Here is a 19427-nt window from a genome sequence, read left to right on the forward strand (position 1 = left end):
GCTCCTGACGCCCTTGGCCACGCGGTACTGGAAGGAGCACCACCAGGACGCCGTGAGCGCGGCACCTTAGTGGACCGGGTCCAGGCCCACGATGCGCGTGAAGTACAGGGCGGCGACGACGTAGAAGATGCCGTCGCCCATGCAACTGACGACGTAGGAGACCGCGAACGGACGCCCGCCCCGGGCTGCCGTCCGGCGTCGCGGTACGGGCCTGCGCCCGGGGCTCCCCTGCGTCCCGCGCCGCATCCCCGGAGGATGCGTTCCCGTCCGCGGCGGACGTCCCTGCCCGCGGGGCCGGCCCCGCGGCGAGATCGTCGCCCATGACGACAGCGCGACGCAGTCCGCCCGACATCCGACTCTCCCTGTTGATCCGGCATCCCCGCCCCCCCACCGGGACGGCGGGCATATGGCAGTGCGCAGGCTGACGCCCTCCGGTTTTCCGGCGGTACGCGCGGCCTGTGGCCGTACCTGGCAGGGCCGGGCGCCGTCCGCCCTCGGTCCGGGGGCCGCGAAGGGGGATCCGCCCGCTCTGGTCAAACCCGCCGCCGCAGCCGATCCTTGATCCGGAAGGCCCGTCCCACACTGGGCGCGGGCCACCCGCACGAACGCCCCCTCTGCCGCCCGGAGTCCGCATGACGTACGACATCGGCGCCGTCCGCGCGCAATTCCCCGCCCTCGCCACCGGCACGGCCTTCTTCGACGGCCCCGGCGGCAGCCAGACGCCGCGCCCCGTCATCGACGCGATGGCGGAAGCCCTCGCCGCTCCGCTCTCCAACCGGGGCCGCGTGACAGCGGCGGAGCGCAACGCCGACGGTCTCGTCCTCGAGGCGCGGCGCGCGCTGGCCGACCTGCTCGGCGCGGAGCCGTCCGGGGTCGTACTGGGCCGCAGCGCCACCCAGCTCGCCTACGACTTCTCCCGCACCCTCGCCAAGACATGGTCGCCCGGCGACGAGGTCGTGGTCACGAGCCTGGACCACGACTCCAACGTCCGCCCCTGGACGCAGGCGGCCGCGCAGGCGGGCGCCGAGGTGCGGTGGGCCGAATTCGACCCCGGCACCGGTGAGTTGACCGCCGAGGACGTCCGGGCGGTGCTCTCCCCGCGCACCCGGCTCGTCGCCGTCACCGGAGCGTCGAACCTGATCGGGACGAGGCCGCCGCTCCCGGAGATCGCCCGCGCCGTCCATGAGGCGGGCGCGCTGCTGTACGTGGACGGCGTGCACCTGGCGGCGCACAGCCTCATCGACGTGGAGGAGCTGGGCGCGGACTTCTTCGTCTGCTCCCCCTACAAGTTCCTCGGCCCCCACATGGGCGTGCTCGCCGCCCGCCCCGCCCTCCTGGAGACCCTCGCCCCCGACAAGCTGCTGGCCTCGACCGACGACGTGCCGGAACGCTTCGAATACGGCACGCTGCCCTACGAGTTGCTGGCCGGCGCCCGCGCGGCCGTCGACTTCCTCGCCGGGCTGGCCGGGCCGGGCGGCGAGGACCGCAGGGAGCGTCTCGCCGCGTCCTTCGCCGCGCTCGAGAAGCACGAGGACGGCCTGCTGCACCGCATCGAGCAGGGACTCGCCGGGTTTCCCGCCGTCACCTCGTACTCGCGGTCGGCCTCGCGCACCCCCACGGTGCTGATCACCCTCGACGGCCACGACACCCGCGACGCCCACCGGCATCTGGCGGAGCGGGACGTCAACGCCCCCTCCGGCTCGTTCTACGCCGTCGAGGCCTCCCGCCGGCTCGGCCTCGGCGCTGCGGGCGGCCTGCGGATCGGGCTCGCCCCGTACAACGACACCTCGGACGTCGACCGGCTGCTGGAGGGACTGGGCGGCTTCCTCCGCTGAACGGTCGTCTCCGCGTCTCGACGGCCGGGCGGCCGCCCCCGGGCGCCCGGGCGCCGCCACGCACGAACTCACGTGTCACGCACCGGTGTTCCGGCGGCGCCGCGCCCTGCGTACGGCGTCCCCGTGCGCCTCGCGCAGGAGACGCACGGCCAGTTCCCCGGTGCGGTCGCCGGGGTTGACGACCGCCACCCAGCCGTGCGCCCGGTACACCGGATGCGGGAGGAGGGTGTCGCTGACCGTGTAGTCCCTCGGCGCCCCTTCCGACCGGGGGTCCTCACCGAGGAGTCCGGCGAACGCCTCGCGCCCCACGCGGATGTTCAGCCGCCAGCGGCCGGGGGCGTCGAGGTCGCAGGAGGTGTCGCCCGGATAGTTCTTCGTGACGACGGTGGCGTAGGGCTGTTCGCGTTGCGGCACCTGCCCGTCAGGGGCGTAGTAGAAGAAGTGGTCGCCCCACGAGATCTCGGGGAGAGCGCTCCCCTCGCGCGGCGCGAGTTCCAGTACGTCGTCGAATGCCCGGATCGTGTCCAGGAGTTCGTGCAGAGTCATGGTTCAAGCGTGTGGTTGAAGTGCTAATGGAGGGTTCGGGGTGGCGCAGACGGCAGACGGCGGGCCTCCCCTGACGACCGCCGCCGTGGCGGCGGCATCGGGTTACTCCGTGCAGCAGGTCCGCGATCTGGAGGCCGTGGGCGTACTGCCCGAGGTGGAGAGGGCGCCCAACGGATACCGGCAGTTCTCCGCGACACATGTCCGGGCACTCCGCGCCTACCGTCAACTCGCCTATGCCGTAGGCCCTGTTGAAGCCCGGCGCACCATGCGGCGACTGAACCGCCACCCGCCGGAACTGGGCGCGGCGACGGCCGGCGCGCTGCACGTGCGGCTCCACGACGAGCGTGCGCAGGCACTCGCCGCCCGGCACGCGCTGGAAGCCGTCCGGGCGGAGGCGGCCACCGACGCCGAACCCGGCACGGCCGACTCCATGACCATCACCGAACTGTCGCAGGCCCTGGGCGTGAAAGCCTCCACGCTCCGCTTTTGGGAAAAGTCCGGGCTTGTGGCACCCGACCGGATCACCACCCGTGCCGGGACAGCGCGGCGCTACCCTCTGCCCGCCATCCGCGAGGCACGCGTCACGGCAGCTCTCCGCGCCGGCGGCTACCGCATCCCGGACGTACGCAGAGCGGTCACCGCGGTCCGCGAACTCGGCGACGTGAGCCACTCGCTCGCCGCCCTCGACACGCGGTTGGAGGACATCGCCGCACGCACCCTCGCCCTGCTACGGGCGGGCACTCTGCTCGCCGGCATCATCGAACCGGCCGGCGAGGACTGACACTTCGCCGGACGTCCCGCCGGACCTCCGCCGGACGACAGATCGGCGTGAAGCCGGGACGACTCCGGGATATCCGGTGGTCCACGCCTTTCACGAGGGCACAGTATGGGGCGCATGACTCTGACCACGCCCGTACTGCACACCGCTCGACTGCGGCTGCGCCCCTTCACCGACACCGATGCGGACGCCCTCTTCGCGCTGCACAGCAACACCCGCGTGATGCGCTACTGGGACTCACCTCCCTGGCAGGAACGGACCCGCGCCGAGCGCTTCCTGGCGACGTGTCGGAAACTGCCGGGCGAAGGCACCGGGGTGCGGGTGGCCATCGACCGTGCTTCTGACGGGGCCTTCATCGGCTGGTCCAATCTGACCGGATGGAACCCGGACTTCCGCAGCGCGTCACTCGGCTACTGCTTCGACGAGGCCGCGTGGGGCCACGGATACGCGACGGAGGCCGCGCACGCCTTGCTGCGTTGGGGGTTCGAGACGCTGGACCTGAACCGGGTCCAGGCCGAGGCGGATACGCGCAACGCGGCATCCGCCCGGGTACTGGAGAAGATCGGATTCGTACGTGAAGGGACGTTGCGGGAAGAGTGCATCGTGAACGGCGAGGTGTCCGACACGTGGGTTTTCGGGTTGATCCGGCGGGAGTGGCAGCCGTCAGACGTGCCGACTTCGGCCCTCTGAACGGCTCGGCTTCAGCTCACTTCAGCCCGCCGACGAACACCGACCACGACGCGGCCGACACCAACACCACCGGCCCGCCAGGCACCTTGCTGTCACGCACCGGCACCACGCCCGTGAACCCGTCGGCCACCTCCACGCAGTTGCCGCCCTCCTGATTGCTGTAGCTGCTGCTGCGCCAGACGACGCCGCTCGGCTCGGGACGGAACACTGACTCCACGGTGGCTGCCCTCCATCGCGCTGCGGACCATGTCGAGCGACATGGTCGGCGGCAAGGCTACTGTCCGGAGCCTCGAATAGACGGCTGAATGGCGTTCGACTTCCGCCGGCTCCTCGATGAGCCTGCCGTAGTCGGCCCCCTCCAGATAGACCGCTTCCTCACCGCCGGGAAGGGTCAGAACCGTCATCGACCCTCCCAAGGAGTCGTGAGCTCCTTGGTCGAACGGAAGGACCTGGACCGTTACCGAGGTACTCTCCGCCGCGGCCACCAAGAACCCCAACTGCTCACGCATGACTCTGTGCCCGCCGATGGGACGCATCAACACGGCCTCGTCGAGAACAACCCACAGGGCAGGACGTCCCGGCGACTTCAACCGCTCCTGCCGCGCCATTCTGGCGTGCAGGCGCTCTTCGAGGTGCACGCTGTCGCGCAGCGACCGTCCGACGCTCAGCACCGCGCGGGCGTAGTCCTCCGTCTGCAAGAGACCTGGCACCACGTGGGCGGCGTACTCGCGGATCTCCACCGCCCGGGCCGAGTACGCCATGAACGCGCGCGACCAGTCGGGGAACGTCTCGCGGTAGACGTACGGCCACAGGTCGACCAGCAGCCCGTCCGCGCTGAGGGCGTGGTCGAGTGCGCGGGCGAGTTCCAGGGTGGGTTTCGCGCCGGAGGCCCGCTCGATCTGGGTGATGCGGGTGCTCACCACGTGGGTCCGCCGGCCGAGGTCCGCCTGCGTCATTCCCGCGGCGGTGCGCAGCCTGCGCACCCGGGAGCCGAAGAGCGCCGCCACCGACGAGGCGGGGTCGATTTCGTTGGCCACAGCCTGACTTCCGTCCTTACGGCCAGAGTTGTAAGCCTTCGGGGGCTTTCGAGCATAGGGCCGCCCGGCAAGGCTTGTGCACGGAATGTCACGTCCCGGCACGGGCCGGGCGGAAGCGGAACGACCGGAATGGCGGCAGAGTGCTCGAACCCACCACCGCGCAGGGCGACGACTCGTCGTCCTGTTCCCGACTGGCCACGTTCTCCAAGCAGTTCCCCTCGTCAGCGCGGGGCGCCCGCCTGGCCCGGCAACTGGCCGTGAGACGCCTGGAGGAGTGGGGTTACGCGCGCGATTCGGAACCCTCCTGCTCGGTGGCGCTCGTCGTGGGCGAACTGGCCGCCAACGCGGTGAGTCACGGCCGCGTTCCCGGCCGGGACTTCCTGCTGCGGCTGGCGCACCTCGCGGAGGGGGAGGTCCGCGTCGAGGTCTCGGACGCGGGCGCCCTGCGGCTGCCCGTCCGGCCCGCCGCACCGTCGTGCGACGACGAGTCGGGGCGCGGGCTGCTGCTGGTGGGCATGCTGGCGGTGCGCTGGGGGACGCGAGCCCGCCGCCCGGTGGGCAAGACGGTGTGGGCGGACGTCGTCCGGGAAGCCACGCCCCTGCACGGACAAGAGGCCCCGCCCGGCCTCGGGTGACGCCGACCGCGGGCGGGCTCGCCCTTGGCGACCGTGACGACGGGCGGCCGGCCGCTGCGATGCTGGACAATGCCGCCATGCGGATTTCGGCGAGAGCGGACTACGCGGTGCGAGCCGCACTGGAGCTGGCGGCGGCCGGGGAGAAGTGCCCCGTGAAGGCGGAGGCCCTGGCCAAGGCGCAGGAGATCCCGCAGAAGTTCCTGGAGGGCATCCTGGCCGACATGCGGCGCGGCGGCCTCGTCGCCAGCCAGCGCGGCGGACAGGGCGGTTACCGGCTCGCCGCTCCGGCGGAGGAGATCACCATCGCGGACGTCATCCGCATCGTGGAGGGACCGCTGGTCTCGGTGCGCGGCGAACGGCCGCCCGCCCTGTCGTACACGGGGCCGGCGGAGTCGCTACTGCCGCTGTGGATCGCCGTACGGGCGAACGTGCGGGCGATCCTCGGGGAGGTGTCGCTGGCCGACGTCGCCGCCGGCTCCCTTCCCGCACGCGTCCGCGAGCTGGCGGAAGCGCCCGAAGCGTGGACCAATCCATGAGACACCGTCTACCGGGGTGCGGGCATCGCCGTACCGCCGTACCCTCCTGACCACATTCTGAGACGAAATCGCCCGTTTATGTCAGCTGATGTCTGACATAAACGGGCGAAGCTGCACCTGATCGTGTCCACTCCACGAGACGGCATTGCATGCCCGCTCCGGCACCCCGCATGGTTTCTCTACCAATACGGTAGGAAAACTAGGGAATGGATCGGGGCAGCATGCGCACTCTCATCGTGCTGGCGCTGGTGGGCCTGGGCGCCCAACTCGTCGACGGCAGCCTGGGCATGGCCTACGGGGTCACCTCGACCACGCTCCTGCTGGCCGCCGGCACCAACCCGGCCGCGGCCTCCGCGACCGTCCACCTCGCCGAGATCGGCACGACCCTCGCCTCCGGCGCCTCCCACTGGCGCTTCGGCAACGTCGACTGGAGGGTCGTACTGAAGATCGGCGTCCCGGGCGCCGTCGGGGCTTTCGCAGGCGCCACCTTCCTCTCCAGCCTCTCGACCGAGATCGCCGCACCGGTGATGTCCCTGATCCTGCTGGCGCTGGGCGTGTACGTGCTGACCCGCTTCACTTTCGTCGGCCTCTCGTCCAGCAACCTGGGCAAGCCCCTGCGGAAGCGTTTCCTCTCGCCGCTCGGCCTCGTCGCAGGCTTCGTCGACGCCACGGGCGGAGGCGGCTGGGGGCCCGTCGGCACCCCCGCGATCCTCGCCAGCGGCCGGATGGAGCCCCGCAAGGTCATCGGCTCCATCGACACCAGCGAATTCCTCGTCAGCGTCGCCGCCAGCGTCGGCTTCCTGGCCGGCCTCGGCCACGAAGGAATCGAGCTGACGTGGGTGGCGGGACTGCTCATCGGCGGTGTGATCGCCGCGCCGCTGGCCGCCTGGCTCGTACGGCACATCCCGCCCCGCGTGCTGGGGTCCGCCGTCGGCGGCGTCATCGTCGTCACCAACGTCCGCACCCTGCTCAACAGCGACTGGCTCGGCGCGAGCGGCGCCGTCAGCACCGTCGTCTACGTGCTGCTCTACCTGGCCTGGGCCGGCGCCCTGGCGTACTCGGTGCGCGAGTACCGCCGCAACGCCGCCGAGGAACGCGAACTGGTGCGGCAGGCGGAGGCAGCGGAGGCCAGGTCCGCCGCCGCGCAGAGGGAAGAGGAGCCCGCGGTCTCCAACTGACGTGCAGGGCCCGGAACTTCGCAGACGTGGGCTTCGTCCCGCAGGCCGTCGGTGTCACGGCCTGCGGGCGGAGCCCGCGCGGGGCTCCGGGCAGCGCGAATGCGCCCGACCCGTCGCGAAGTCGGCCCCGGGCTGGCAGGCTGCCGGGCCATGAAGAGACTCACACTTCCCGGCGGCCCGCTCGCCTCCCCCGCACAGGCGGCCGCCGCCCCCCGGCGCCGCCTGGGCAAGAAGGCCGCTGCCGCCGCCGTCGGCTTCGTCCTGGTGCTCGGCACCGGCGGAGCCGCCGGAGCCGAATCGCCCACGGCCGGCAGCGAGTTGAGCAAGAAGATCGACAAGATCCTGAGCGACGAGCGGCTGGCCGGCGCCGGTACGAGTGTGGTGGTCAGCGACGCGGCAGACGGGGACGTCCTGTACGAGCGCCACTCCGGCAAGCGGATGATGCCCGCGTCGAACACGAAGCTGCTGACCGCCGCCGCAGCGCTGGGCGTCCTCGGTCCCGGCTACCGCTACCGCACGGACGTGCTCGCCCACGGCGACCGCGGCGGCGGCCGGCTCGACGGGGACCTGTACCTGCGCGGCACCGGCGACCCCACGCTGCTCGCCGAGGACTACGACGCGCTCGCGGCCGACGTGGCGGCCTCCGGGATCAAGGAGGTCACCGGCAGGCTCGTCGCCGACGACACGCGGTTCGACTCGCAGCGGCTGGGACGCTCCTGGGCCGCGGACGACGAGTCCGCCTACTACTCGTCGCAGATCTCCGCGCTGAGCGTCGCCCCGGACACCGACTACGACACCGGCTCCGTCCGCCTGGAGGTCTCCCCCGGCTCCGCACCGGGGAAGAAGCCCAAGGTCAAGATGGTCCCCGACAACGATTACGTCGACGTCGAGGTCACCGCTGAAACGGTCGCGGAAGGCGGCGAGAGCACGCTGTCCGTCGACCGCGAGCACGGCGGCAACACCCTCACCGTCAGCGGCGGCATCCCCGCCGGGGCGGACCCGGAGGAGTCGTGGACGAGCGTCTGGGAGCCCACCGGCTACGCCGCGTCCGTCTTCGCCGACGCGCTGAAGGACCACGGCGTCCGGGTCGCCGGCAGAACCGAGACGGGCAAGGCCACCCCGGACGCGGCGCGGCGGGTCGCCCGCCACAAGTCGATGCCGGTGTCCGAGCTGAACGTCCCCTTCCTGAAGCTGTCCAACAACAACCACGCCGAAGTCCTCACCAAGACCATGGGCTACGAGGCCGGCGGCGAGGGCACGTGGGAGGAGGGGCTGAAAGCCGTCCAGGGCTTCCTGAAGAAGGAGGGCGTCGACACCGGCACCCTGCGCCAGGTCGACGGCTCGGGGCTCTCCCGCATGAACAACGTGCCCGCGGCGGAGTTCGGTGCGCTGCTCCGGGCGGTGCGTGACAAGCCGTGGTTCGGGAAGTTCCACGACGCCCTCCCCATCGCCTGCGCGCCGGACAGGATGAAGGGCGGCACCCTCCGTACGCGTATGTGCGACACCCCTGCCGAGCTCAACGCGCACGCCAAGACCGGTTCGCTGACGGGCGCTTCGGGACTCTCCGGATACGTCGACGACGCCGGCGGGCGCCGGCTCGTGTTCAGCATCGTGCTCAACAACTACCTCGCCGACTCCGTGAAGGACATCGAGGACGAGATCGTCGTCGCGCTGGCCGAGTCCGGTGACGGGACGGGTGCCAAGGCAGCGGACGGGAAGCGCGGCAGCACGTCCCAGAAGCCCAAGAGCAGCGCCCCGCAGCCGTCCGGCCGGGACGCCGCCGGCGCGGACGGCCTGGAGTGCTCCTGGCGCAAGCCGGTCCGCTGCTGAGCGGGAGCGTGCAGGGCACGCCGGGGTGCGGGCCGAACCGCGCGCACCCCGGCGGGCTGTCCGCCCCGACCGCTCCCGCGGGACCGGAGCGGAGGTCAGGCGCCTTTCAGGTGCCGCATCAGCCGCTCGAAGTCCCGCCACGCCGAGAGGTCCGAGGGGTCGCCCGGGAGCGGGTAGTACAGCGCGGGCCGGGCTGCCGGGCCGAGCTGAACGGGAGGCTCGGAGAGGGGAGTTCGCCGCGCCCGGTCACCCGGCATCCGCCGGACCTCCTCTGCGCCCAGCACGAAGCCCAGCGGCACGCCCGGCCCCTCGAACCGGGGCCGCACCGTCAGGTCCCGGGCGGCCATGCGCTGCTGGACGAGCATCGACTGCAGGCCGTGACGCGTGGCGAGCACCTCGGCCGCCCGGGGCAGCGCGTCGAGCGGCGGCTCCTCGTCCGGGCCGTACCCGAGGGTCAGGGTGACGTCCTCCTCGACGCCCCCGGTGGTGCGGCTGACGCGGACGGTGGCCAGCGCCGGGCGGTCCGCGCCGCCCACGATCACCAGCCAGGTGGGGGCGGGGGCCCGGTCGCGGGCGAGGTCGGTCAACTGGCGTGGTGACCAAGGGGTGTTGGCGGGTTCCGCCGTCCCCCAGCCGGCAGGCGGCACGCCCGTCAGCTCCCGCCAGAGCGCCTCCAGCGCCCCGCCGAGCACCAGCCGGTCGTCGGCGGCGTGAACAGCCCTGAAGGACAGCGCCAGTTGGCGGTCCGCTATCGGCTCCACCTCGCGGTAGGACGCCGCGACCCGGCCGCGGGGGCCGCCGCCGAACGCGGCGTCCCCCACGTCCCCGGCGTCCCCCGGGTCCAGGGCTGAACCGTCGCCGTCACCGCGGTACGCGGCGTCTTCCGGCTGCTCGCCCTCCTCGGCTTCGACAGCTGCGAACATCCCGTCCTGCCACCGCAGTACGGCACCGGAGAGGCCGTCGAAGTAGCCGTCCCGTTCGTCCTGCACGACCCACCGGGACGGCCAGCCGCTGAGGCTGCTCCGTACCGCCGGCGAGAGCCCGGACGCCGCGGGAGTGACGATCTGGAGGCCCAGTCCGGCAGCGGCGGCGGCACGGAAGGCGTCCGAGAGCCAGGCCGTCATGGCGACCACAGGACGGTCCTGGATGACCACCGCGACCTTGTCCGTGAGGACGTCGACGGCGGGCTGCGCCGCGGCCGGCGCCGGCACGGCGCTCACCCCGCCGCTCCCGGCCCCGCCGCCCTCGACCACGGACAGGGAGCCCGCCGCCCGCGCGGGCCAGACAGTGCCGCCCGTCAGCGACGCCACCCTCGCGGCGAACGCCCCGGCGAGCGCTTCCGCCTCCTCGACACCCGTCGTGGCACGGGCCTCCGTCCACCAGAACGGGACCGGCGGGGCCTCGGCGCCCAGCAGCCGCTCCGCCTCTCCCGCGACGCGCACGAAGACGGGTGCCTCGACGGAGACGAGCGGCCTGCCCTCCTCGTCGCAGAGCTGCACGACGGCGTCGTCCGCCGTCGTGCCGGCCAGCTTGTCCGGACCGCCCGCGAGCAGCCCGGCGAGGACGCTCAACGGGTCGGGCATGTCCCGGGTGAGCGCGATGACGTCCTTGGTCATGTGGCGTCCGATCCTCCGTCGTGCAGGGCGAGTTGACGTGCCGCGGGTGAGCTCGCGGCCGCGCTTCCAGAGCCGTGGCAGCGGCGGCTAACGGGTCGTGCGGACCGTCTGCACCAGTCGGCCGGGCCTGCCCCTCTGGACGAACACGCCGCGGCCGGGCGGATGCTGACCGGCGTAGACGCCGGGGAAGAGCTGGCCCTCCGCCCGGTCGCCCGCCATGACGACCGCCGAGGCGCCCGACTCCCGGAGCCCCAGCACCAGCGACTCGTACATGCCGCGGGAGGCGCCCGCGACGCGGCGGCTCACGACGAAGTGCAGGCCGATGTCGGGCGCGGAGGGGATGTAGGGAAGGAAGGGCTGGAGCGGCGCCTGCCCGGCGGTGGTCAGCACGTCGTAGTCGTCGACCAGGACGACGATGCGGGGGCCGCCGCCCCAGCTTCCAGGCTCCAACTCCTCGGCCCCGGAGGTGCCGTCGGGTACCCGCTTCTCCAACTGGCCTGCGACGCCTGTGGCGAGGGCCGCGCACAGCTTGGCGTTGTACGCGTACCCGCCGCAGTACTCGTCGGGAACCACGCCGCGCAGCCCGCGTCGTGGGTCCATCACGGCGAACACCAGCTCGTCGTCGGTGTGGCGGTCCATGAGGCCCCGCGCGACGGCCTTCAGCAGGTTCGTCTTCCCGCATTCGCTGTCCCCGAGGACCAGCAGGTGCTGGTCCTGGCCGAACAGGTCGAGCATGACGGGCGCGAGCGCCGACTGGTCCAGTCCGAGCGGCACCCTGCGGGGTTCGGCTGCCGGGCCCGGCAGCAGCCGCGGTTCGAGAGTGCGGGGCAGCACGCGCACGGGCTGGGCGACCTCTCCGCTCCAGGCGGCGCTGATCGTGCGCGCCGTGCGCTCCAGCTCCGACGCCAGGTCCGTGCTGTCGGCCGCTCCGTCCGTACGGGGCAGGGCGACCTGGGCGAAGAGCTTGCCGTCTGTCAGGGCACGGCCCGGTTCGTCGGGTGAGAGCGTCTCCACGAGCTTGCGGTCGATGCTGGACTCGCTCGGGTCGTTCAGCCGCAGCTCGACACGGGTGCCGAAGTTCGACTGGACGGCGATGCGCACGTCGTTCCAGCGGAGCATGCCCGCGACGACGTGGATGCCGTAGCCGCTGCCGCGTTTGAGGATGTCCGCCACGGCGTCGTCGAGATCCTCGAAGTCGTCCCGCAGCGCGCCGAACCCGTCGATGAGCAGGACGATCTCGGCGGAGGCCAGCTGTGGCAGGGAACCGGCCGCGTGCAGGGTCCTCAGCTGCTCGACGGAGTCGATGCCGTGCTCGCGGAAGACCTCCTCCCGCGTCGCGAGCATGGTGCGTACTTCCTCGACCGTCCGCTCGACCCTCTCGCGGTCCGCACGCCCCGCGACACCGCCGACGTGCGGCAGTTCGGCGAGTGCCTGGAGGCCGCCGCCGACGAGGTCCAGGCCGTAGATCCCGGCCTCCTGGGGGGTGTGGGTCAGCGCGAGGGAGAGCGCGAACGTCCGCAGCAGCGTCGTCTTGCCCGTCTGGGGGCCGCCGATCACCGCGGCGTGGCCTCCGGCGAGGGTGAGGTCGAGGATCCACTGCCCCTGCCACTGCCGTGCCGGGTCGTCGAGCAGGCCCAGCGGGACGCGCAACGGGCCGTGCCGCTTCGCCAGTTGCATGCCGCGCGTACCGGCCTCGACCCGTCCCGCCGCCTTGTCGAGGGAGACGGCCTGCGGCAGCGGCGGCAGCCAGATGCGCCGCACCGGTCCCGCCGCCTTCTCCAACTGCGAGACCACGACGCCCAGTTCGGTCGGCCCCGTCTCGCGCCGCCTGGCCTGCTGCTCCGGCTCCCCTGAATCGTCAGGTGCCGCAAGGGTGTTGAAGGCCTCGTACTCCAGGGCGAGCGGTCCGGTGTCCTCGTCACCGGCCTGCTGCACCGGCCCGTGGTAGGCGCCGGAGACGTAGCTGGCCTTGAAGCGCTCGTAGTGGCTTGTGTCCACCTTCAGGTAGCCGAAGCCCGGCAGCGGCGGCAGATGGAAGGCGTCCGTGGTGTCCAGGACCGTGCGGGACTCGTCGGCGGAGAACGTGCGCAGCCCGAGGCGGTAGGAGAGGTAGGTGTCGAGTCCCTTGAGCTTGCCGCCCTCGATGCGCTGACTGGACAGCAGCAGGTGCACGCCGATCGAGCGGCCGATACGTCCGATGGACAGGAACAGGTCGATGAAGTCCGGCTTCGCCGTGATGAGTTCGCCGAACTCGTCGATGACCACGAACAGGTGCGGCAGCGGCTCCAGTTCAGGCCGCTTCCCGGCGCGCAGCGCCGCGTAGTCGCCGATGTCGGCGACGTTGCCCGCGTCCTTGAGCACCTGCTGACGGCGTTTGACCTCGCCCGCCAGCGACGCGTGGACGCGCTCGACGAGCCCCGCCTGGTTCTCCAGGTTCGTGATGACGCCGGCGACGTGCGGCAGCCCCGCGAACGGGGCGAACGTCGCGCCGCCCTTGTAGTCGACGAGGACGAGCGCGAGGTCCTCCGGAGGGTGCGTGGCGGCGAGCGCGAGGACGAGCGTGCGCAGCAGTTCGGACTTGCCGGAGCCCGTGGCGCCCACGCACAGCCCGTGCGGGCCCATGCCGAGTTCCGAGGACTCCTTCAGGTCCAGCAGTACCGGCTGACGGGAGTCGCTGACGCCGATCGGCACGCGCAGGAAGGCGCGTTCGCCGCGCGGCGCCCACAGCCGGTCGAGGTCGATGCGCGCCACGTCGTCCATGCCGAGCAGCCCCGCGAAGTCGACGGGCCCCGACAGCGGGGCGTCGACCAGCGACTCGGCGGACAGCCGCATCGGGGCGAGCATCCGCGCGAGGCCCTCCGCGCAGGACGCGCCGACGTCGTCGACCGTGCCGTGCGCGCTCAGCGGTTCCTTCCCACGCAGGTCCTCGATGACGACCCGGTCGCCGTCGACGGTGATCCGCACGGAGACCGTCCCCGGCTCCTGGACCCGCTCCGCGAGAAGGTGCAGGACCGTCACGCCCATCTCGCGGAGTCCCACCGCTTCGTCCGGCCTCGGCAGGTCGACGGCGTCCGCACCGTGGCCGTCGCTGACGACGATCAGCCGGGACGTCATGGCGAGGGCGTCCTTGCCGGACAGGCCGCGCCGCACCTCCGCCGCGTAGGAGGCACGCCGGCGCAGCTCAGGTCCGATCAGGCCGGCGAGCTGAGGCGGGGACGGCGCGATCCGGCGCGCGGCGACGGGCCCGTCGAACTGGCCGGTCTCCAGCAGGTGCGGCATCCACTTGGCCCACTCCCACTCGGCGATCCGCTCGCCCGGCACGGCCAGCGCCATCGCCACGTCGTCGGGCGCGTGGGTGACGGCGGACTGCACGAGCAGCGCCCGGGCGACGCGCAGGCAGTCCTCCCGTTTCCCGACGACGCTGACGTTGCCGGCCCTGTCGAGCGGCACCGTCAGCGGGAGTTCGGTCCCCGTGCGGAAGCGGTCCATGAGCGCCGACGCCTCGTTGAGCATGAAGCGGTCGGGCGGCGTCAGCACGGACGACGCCTGCTGGGCGACCTGGAGGTCGCGCACGGGCATCTCCCCCGTGCCGACCCGTACCCGCAGGAAGTCGGCGTCGAGACGGCGGCGCTCCCACAGCCGGGCCGGGTCGCGGACCATGTCGTAGAGCGCCTCCGGCGGCGGGTTGAGCACCCCGGCCCGCTCGCGCCGCTCGCGCTCCTCCTCGGACAGCTCGTCCCGCAGGTCCTCCAGGTAGGCGAGATAGGCCTCACGCTGGGTGCGGCGCGTGCGCTGGGCCTTGCCGCGCTGGGAGAAGACCAGCACGAGTGAGCCGATGACGGTGACGAGGAGGATGATCGCGCCCAGTGCCGCGAACTGGCTGTTGCGGATCACCGTCATCATCACGACCGACGACATGACACCGGCGACGGGCAGCAGCGACATCGCCATGTTGCCCGCCTTCCCCTCGGGAAGGTTGGGCGGAGCCTCGATCGTGCGCGCCTGGGACGGGGCCCAGGGCAGGACGGTCCTGGCGGGTCGGTGTATCAGTCGGGTGCTCATCGGCGTCCGTCACTCGTCGTGGGCTCGGCGTCGGCGTCGAGCGTCGGGAAGGGGTGTGCGGGCGGGCCCTGACCGGGCCGCGGCATGTCAGCGGTGGTTCTGCGAGCGCTGGAAGACGTCCGCGGCCAGTCGGGTCGCGGCCTCCCGCGTCGCGTGCGCGAGCAGTTCGGTGCGGATGGGGCCCCCGGCCGCCAAGTGCCTGTCGTACGGCAGGACGTGGACACCGGCGCCCGTCGCCTCCAGACTGCGGGCGGCCTTCGCCACGTCCAGGCCCGGGTGCGGCACCAGCTCGTTCAGCGCCACGACCGTCCCGGCGATCACATGCGGCGGCAGCCCCTGGATCCACCGCAGCACCGCGTGGGTGCTGGCCACGCCCTCCAGCGTCGCGGGCGCCGTCAGCACACGGGCCTGAGAGGCCGAGAGCGCGACCCGGGCGACCTCCGCCGGCAGCGTCTCGCAGTCGACGACGGTCACCCCGAAGTAGCGGCGCAGGGCGACCATGACACGCTCGTACGTCGCGCTGTCGAGCATCGCCCCGATCTGCCCCTGACTGCCGGGCAACAGCCAGGCGTTGCGCGGCAGTTGGACGAGATAGCCGGTGACGTCGAGCAGCGACATCTGCGGCTGGACGATGTCCGGCAGCTCGCTCGTCGTCCAGCGCAGCGCCTCCGCCCCCAGCCGCAGCGGCAGCGAACCCAGGGACGGGTCCGCCTCGACGAACAGGACAGGGTCCTGCCGGTGGTGCGCGTAAGCCGTGCCCAGCAGCGCGGCGACGGTCGACTTCCCCGACCCGCCGCGGATGGACGTCACGGCGATCTGGCGGCCCGTGGTCACCGGCTGCTGCAGGACGCGGGCCGTCGCGGTGGTCTCGGCGACGTCCCGCGCCGCGGACGAAGTGAGCGTACGGCGCACCGCACCCGCCGCACGCGCGAGCAGCGACTCCCCGTGGCGCGGCGCGCGTCCCGCCACGGCCAGTTCCTTGTCGACGACGGGACGGGAGTCCGGCGTACGGACCGGACGGCTCCCCGGGACGTACGCCGCCTTGGCGGCCGGGCCCGCCTGCGGACCCGTGGCGGCGCGGCCGGGTCCCTGCGGCGGCAGAACGGCCGCCTGGCCAGGCGCAGTCGACGGGGAGCTGGAGACCGGCGCGGAGGCCGCCGCGTGCGGCGCCACCGCATGGCCGGCGGCAGGCGCGCCCTGCTGCTCCGGGGCACGGGGAGGAGCCTGGGGAGGGGCGTCGCCGCGCAGGTCGCGCAGTACGTCTCCCTGCCAGTTGTCTCCGTTCGGCATGTCCGCCCTTTCCTCCGCGATGCTGCCCCGCCCGGAGCGCCCGCGCCTTGACTCAGAACTTGTCGAGCAGCTGCCCGTACACCCCGAACACGCCGACCGCCACGGGGAAGAGCCCCACCACCCCGATCGACTCGACCAGGTCGGCGGTGCGCCGCATCCGGACCCTCACGTGCTCCGCCGGCTGCACGGCCAGCACGAGCAGAGGCAGCAGCGCCGCCCCGCACAGCAGAAGGAGCGGACCTCCCCCGCCGGCGTGCTCCGTCCACAGCGTCACGAGGCGCACGACGAGGACGGAAGCCGCCGCGGCAAGTGCCACGACCTCGGCCACCAGCGGGAAGGCGCGCGCCCGCGACAGCAGCACGACGGCGACGATCGAGGGCAGCACCACCGTCCACACGGAGGGCTCCGCCGCCGTGGTCAGCAGCCAGCCCCCCGCGGCGGCCGACGCGGCCGTCACCACCGTCGCCAGGGCGAGACCGCGGTGCGTGGCGGCGAGCGCGTTGTCCACCTGGTGGCGGCTGACCGACGTCCCCGCCGAACGGCGGTCGTCCAGGGCGCTCAGCCCCGACGCGGCCAGCGCCAGCCGGGGCAGCAGACCCAGCAGGACCACCGAGAAGACGGCCATCACCGCACCCACGCGGGCGGGGTCGTCCTGGACGGCGGCCACGCCCAGCCACACCACGGCGACGGCCGCGCCCGCCCCCGCACAGATCAGTCCGCCCCTGCCGAGAGGCGAGAAGAGACCGAGCAGCACCAGCATCACCACGAGAGCGAGCGCCGTCAGGGCGAACCGGGCCGTCCACGCCAAGTCCCAGGCGTCGGCGGCGGTCCAGGCGGCGAGCCCGCCGAGCGCGCCTCCCGCCAGCAGCAGCGCGGTCGCGAGACCACGGTTGCCCTGCCCGATCCTGGCCGCCAGCGCACCGCCGGCATGCAGGAGGACCGTCAGCGCGGCGAGGACACCGGCGAGCGTGTCGAGCGCCAGCTCACGGCGCGCCAGAAGGGCGGTGACCACCGCGAACGCCACCGTCGCGACACCCGCCGTCGCACGGCGCGCGGCCGGACGCCAGCGCCAGGCCCGCAGGTCGAGGTCGTCGGCCACCATGTCGGTGACGTCGTGCACGATGGGCGCCGGCGGAGCCGAGTGCGCCCGTACGAGCCTGAGCACGGCGCCGTCGGCGACCTCCGCCGAGGCGAGAGTCGCGTCGTGGGGCAGCGCGTCCCCCTGAGCCGTGATCAACTGCCGTGTCATCGGGCGCGATGCGGCGCGGTCGTCCAGCAACTGCAGGATGTCCGGCAGCAGTTGACCGATGGGCGTGTCGGAGGGCAGCACGATGTCGGCCCGGCGTCGCTCGCCGACCAGCGTCACGCGGCTCAGTTGCGCACGGGCAGTCGTTGGTGTGCTCACCACTTACGGGTACCTATCGTCGCGGCGTGGAGGGTACGGACGGCAGCTTCAGCGCCTCACGGGCGTACATGCTACTGGGGTGATACATCCCAACTTCCGGGAGTTCCCGCCTTTTTCACATCCAGAACCGGGCGTCAGGAACCCAAGCCGCGCCCGAAGCAGGGACGTTCGGAACCTTCGCCGTGGCGAGGGCGGGGGCGTTCACGCCGTCCGGGACGTTCGCCGCGCCGGGAACCCGCCCGGGGACGTCAGGCGGCTGAGCACTCCTCGACCGGTTCCACTGCTGCTCCTGCTTCTTCTGCTCGGCCTTCTGCTTCTCCATCGTGTGCTTGATGAAGGACCAGCCGACGCACCCAGCGCACAGGACGGCGACGATCGCGATCCCGACGAACACCTTGCCCAGCCGCTCGTCGGCCGTACGCCGCGCCCGCTGAGGCCCGAACAGCAGCGCGTCCCGCATACGCCGCCGCCGCACGGCCACCGATTCCAGCAGCTGACTGTCGTAGTCCCGCGCCATAAGTCCCCGTTGAGCGTTGCTAGTTCAGCTGGCAAATCAGCTGATGCAGCTTGTTCACGACCCGTGTGTCATCACAGATCGTGCCATGCCGACTCCCCGCCGTCGATCGCCTGCTCGACTCTCACGCGCGGGCCGCCTGCGCCGGCCGCGGAGCGAAGGCCTGATACCGGAAGCCGGGCTGACGGACCCCGGCCTTCGCCGACACAGACTGCGGGCGATGGGTACTGCGGCCGATGCATGCTGCGGCCCAGTGATCCGGTCACACACCGTCGAGGATGCAGAGGTCGATTTTGAGGATCGGCGGCAGATGGAGGTTCAGGCACAAGCCGTGATGGCCGGGCGGAGGCGTGGCGGTCGGTTCCCCGGTTGGCGACCCACTCGGCGTCGGAGAACCGGTCGGGGTGGTCGGAGGGGAGCTGCCGGGACTCGACGCGGAGGGGCCGGAACCGCCGTCGGGGTCCATTCCGCCCGGGGACTCCGACGTGCGTGACGGCGAGGTACCGGGGCCACCTTCGGGCATACCGGAGGCTTCACCGGGCGGCGACGTCTTCTCGGGGCCGGAACCGGGCGTCAGGGGCGGCGTCGGGAGCTCTGTCCCACCGTTGCCCGAGGGCCGTCGCGCCGCGTCGTCATCACTGCCGCCGAAGCCGAACAGCGCGACCGCGACGACTGCTGCGGCGACCGTGACGGCCCCGCCCGCCACCAGAGCGGGATGATGCTCGCGCCACGTCCTCTTCAGCCAGCTTCCGACGGAGACGACGGCGACGGCCGGCACAGCGAGAACCTTGTACAGCGTGCGGGAGTGTCTGCGGCGGGGCGGAGGTAACGCACAGCCGTGATCGCCGCCGGAAGGCGGCGCGGCTATGAGCTGACGGTCACGGCCCCGCTTGGAGCTGAGGCGGCGACGCACCGCCGACTCGCGCTCGTCGGCGCGCATCTGACGGTACAAAAGGCATACACCAGCGATAACTCCCGCTACGGCTATCGCCAGTAGAAGTTCCATCATTCCCGCCTCGTAGATGCCGCGTCGTACCGCCCATGGCCTCCTCCACAGGATTGAACCATCAGGGGTGATGCGCCAGTGGACGAATCGGTCCCGGAGCCGAGAAGTCCTCACGTACGTCACTGAGTTGTGCGGCATCGTCCACGGAGGACGAGGATGGATGGGGCGGCCAATCGGAAATCTCGACCAACCGACCCCGCGGGTGCATCCCTGGCCTCTTCGGCACACTCACCACTTACGGGTATCTACGGTCGCGACACCCGGAATTCACGGCAGAGCGGCACTTCCAGGCGCCGCTGCTAATGAGCTGATACGTCCCGACTTCCGGAAGTTCCTGCCTATTTCACTCGGTGTCGCGACAGGACGCGAGCAATTCGCTCCGGCCAGGCTCGGCACCAGGGGACTGACGAGACTCGGCCGGCAACCCGGGGGCAGGGGGCCTGAACCGTACGGAAGCACCCCTACTTCG

At 72.2% G+C, this 19427-nt stretch carries 16 protein-coding genes; 7 read left to right on the plus strand and 9 right to left on the minus strand.

The window, feature by feature from the left end; all coding sequences use genetic code 11:
- Positions 1-66: 66 nt before the first annotated feature.
- A complete protein-coding gene (locus IEY56_RS19955) occupies positions 67-246 on the minus strand; it encodes a hypothetical protein (RefSeq protein ID WP_189038608.1) in 180 nt (59 codons plus the stop codon).
- A gap of 386 nt (positions 247-632) precedes the next feature.
- Between IEY56_RS19955 and IEY56_RS19960 the strand changes: the two genes are divergently transcribed.
- On the plus strand, positions 633-1835 hold the full coding sequence (locus IEY56_RS19960) for a cysteine desulfurase-like protein (RefSeq protein ID WP_189038609.1): 1203 nt from the start codon (positions 633-635) through the stop codon (positions 1833-1835).
- Between the two features lie 75 nt (positions 1836-1910).
- On the opposite strand, the gene IEY56_RS19965 is transcribed toward IEY56_RS19960, so the two are convergent.
- The gene (locus tag IEY56_RS19965) at positions 1911-2381 is read right to left on the minus strand and encodes a DUF6194 family protein (protein WP_373292139.1); all 471 of its coding nucleotides are present in this window, start codon (positions 2379-2381) and stop codon (positions 1911-1913) included.
- 40 nt (positions 2382-2421) lie between these two features.
- Between IEY56_RS19965 and IEY56_RS19970 the strand changes: the two genes are divergently transcribed.
- Together IEY56_RS19970 and IEY56_RS19975 are read left to right on the plus strand one after the other, a co-directional pair.
- Entirely contained in the window at positions 2422-3162 is a 741-nt protein-coding gene (locus tag IEY56_RS19970; protein WP_373292140.1) for a MerR family transcriptional regulator, read from the plus strand.
- Between the two features lie 114 nt (positions 3163-3276).
- Positions 3277-3849 (plus strand): GNAT family N-acetyltransferase, encoded by a 573-nt coding sequence (locus IEY56_RS19975; RefSeq protein WP_189038610.1) that lies wholly within the window; start codon positions 3277-3279, stop codon positions 3847-3849.
- 16 nt (positions 3850-3865) lie between these two features.
- On the opposite strand, the gene IEY56_RS28590 is transcribed toward IEY56_RS19975, so the two are convergent.
- Together IEY56_RS28590 and IEY56_RS19980 are read right to left on the minus strand one after the other, a co-directional pair.
- Positions 3866-3985 carry a DUF397 domain-containing protein gene (locus IEY56_RS28590; protein WP_308424158.1) on the minus strand — a complete coding sequence of 40 codons (120 nt, stop codon included), beginning with the start codon at positions 3983-3985 and terminating at the stop codon, positions 3866-3868.
- The gene (locus IEY56_RS19980; protein WP_189038697.1) at positions 3942-4856 is read right to left on the minus strand and encodes a helix-turn-helix domain-containing protein; all 915 of its coding nucleotides are present in this window, start codon (positions 4854-4856) and stop codon (positions 3942-3944) included. The genes IEY56_RS28590 and IEY56_RS19980 overlap by 44 nt, the downstream gene beginning before the upstream one ends.
- Positions 4857-5026: 170 nt before the next feature.
- Between IEY56_RS19980 and IEY56_RS19985 the strand changes: the two genes are divergently transcribed.
- The 4 genes from IEY56_RS19985 (at position 5027) to dacB (ending at position 9065) form a co-directional block, all read left to right on the plus strand.
- On the plus strand, positions 5027-5521 hold the full coding sequence (locus IEY56_RS19985) for an ATP-binding protein (RefSeq protein WP_189038611.1): 495 nt from the start codon (positions 5027-5029) through the stop codon (positions 5519-5521).
- A gap of 77 nt (positions 5522-5598) precedes the next feature.
- Positions 5599-6057 carry an RrF2 family transcriptional regulator gene (locus tag IEY56_RS19990; protein WP_189038612.1) on the plus strand — a complete coding sequence of 153 codons (459 nt, stop codon included), beginning with the start codon at positions 5599-5601 and terminating at the stop codon, positions 6055-6057.
- A 221-nt stretch (positions 6058-6278) separates the two neighbouring features.
- Complete coding sequence (locus IEY56_RS19995; RefSeq protein ID WP_189038613.1) at positions 6279-7235, plus strand: sulfite exporter TauE/SafE family protein; 957 nt, start codon at positions 6279-6281, stop codon at positions 7233-7235.
- A 150-nt stretch (positions 7236-7385) separates the two neighbouring features.
- Positions 7386-9065 carry a D-alanyl-D-alanine carboxypeptidase/D-alanyl-D-alanine endopeptidase gene (gene dacB / locus IEY56_RS20000; RefSeq protein ID WP_189038614.1) on the plus strand — a complete coding sequence of 560 codons (1680 nt, stop codon included), beginning with the start codon at positions 7386-7388 and terminating at the stop codon, positions 9063-9065.
- A gap of 95 nt (positions 9066-9160) precedes the next feature.
- Here the strand turns inward: dacB and IEY56_RS20005 are convergent, their stop codons facing one another.
- The 5 genes from IEY56_RS20005 to IEY56_RS29110 all read right to left on the minus strand — a co-directional run bounded on the left by IEY56_RS20005 (position 9161) and on the right by IEY56_RS29110 (position 17955).
- Entirely contained in the window at positions 9161-10681 is a 1521-nt protein-coding gene (locus IEY56_RS20005; protein WP_189038615.1) for a DUF6177 family protein, read from the minus strand.
- Positions 10682-10768: 87 nt separating this feature from the next.
- Complete coding sequence (gene eccCa, locus IEY56_RS20010) at positions 10769-14743, minus strand: type VII secretion protein EccCa (protein ID WP_189038616.1); 3975 nt, start codon at positions 14741-14743, stop codon at positions 10769-10771.
- Between the two features lie 87 nt (positions 14744-14830).
- The gene (locus IEY56_RS20015) at positions 14831-16033 is read right to left on the minus strand and encodes a nucleotide-binding protein (protein ID WP_189038617.1); all 1203 of its coding nucleotides are present in this window, start codon (positions 16031-16033) and stop codon (positions 14831-14833) included.
- 52 nt (positions 16034-16085) lie between these two features.
- Positions 16086-17441 carry a type VII secretion integral membrane protein EccD gene (eccD, locus tag IEY56_RS20020; protein WP_189038618.1) on the minus strand — a complete coding sequence of 452 codons (1356 nt, stop codon included), beginning with the start codon at positions 17439-17441 and terminating at the stop codon, positions 16086-16088.
- Between the two features lie 112 nt (positions 17442-17553).
- Positions 17554-17955 carry a hypothetical protein gene (locus tag IEY56_RS29110; RefSeq protein ID WP_373292141.1) on the minus strand — a complete coding sequence of 134 codons (402 nt, stop codon included), beginning with the start codon at positions 17953-17955 and terminating at the stop codon, positions 17554-17556.
- Between the last annotated feature and the right edge of the window lie 1472 nt (positions 17956-19427).

Origin of the sequence: Streptomyces daqingensis (assembly GCF_014645895.1) — a bacterium.
Taxonomy (GTDB): Bacteria; Actinomycetota; Actinomycetes; order Streptomycetales; family Streptomycetaceae; genus Streptomyces; species Streptomyces daqingensis.

What these genes read in the sequence shown, in the direction of transcription:
- IEY56_RS19955 (WP_189038608.1), bottom strand. Translation starts at nt 246, where the DNA reads ATGCGGCGCGGGACGCAGGGGAGCCCCGGGCGCAGGCCCGTACCGCGA.
- IEY56_RS19960 (WP_189038609.1), top strand. Translation starts at nt 633, where the DNA reads ATGACGTACGACATCGGCGCCGTCCGCGCGCAATTCCCCGCCCTCGCC.
- IEY56_RS19965 (WP_373292139.1), bottom strand. Translation starts at nt 2,381, where the DNA reads ATGACTCTGCACGAACTCCTGGACACGATCCGGGCATTCGACGACGTA.
- IEY56_RS19975 (WP_189038610.1), top strand. Translation starts at nt 3,277, where the DNA reads ATGACTCTGACCACGCCCGTACTGCACACCGCTCGACTGCGGCTGCGC.
- IEY56_RS19990 (WP_189038612.1), top strand. Translation starts at nt 5,599, where the DNA reads ATGCGGATTTCGGCGAGAGCGGACTACGCGGTGCGAGCCGCACTGGAG.
- IEY56_RS19995 (WP_189038613.1), top strand. Translation starts at nt 6,279, where the DNA reads ATGCGCACTCTCATCGTGCTGGCGCTGGTGGGCCTGGGCGCCCAACTC.
- dacB (WP_189038614.1), top strand. Translation starts at nt 7,386, where the DNA reads ATGAAGAGACTCACACTTCCCGGCGGCCCGCTCGCCTCCCCCGCACAG.
- IEY56_RS20005 (WP_189038615.1), bottom strand. Translation starts at nt 10,681, where the DNA reads ATGACCAAGGACGTCATCGCGCTCACCCGGGACATGCCCGACCCGTTG.
- eccCa (WP_189038616.1), bottom strand. Translation starts at nt 14,743, where the DNA reads ATGAGCACCCGACTGATACACCGACCCGCCAGGACCGTCCTGCCCTGG.
- IEY56_RS20015 (WP_189038617.1), bottom strand. Translation starts at nt 16,033, where the DNA reads ATGCCGAACGGAGACAACTGGCAGGGAGACGTACTGCGCGACCTGCGC.
- IEY56_RS29110 (WP_373292141.1), bottom strand. Translation starts at nt 17,955, where the DNA reads ATGGCGCGGGACTACGACAGTCAGCTGCTGGAATCGGTGGCCGTGCGG.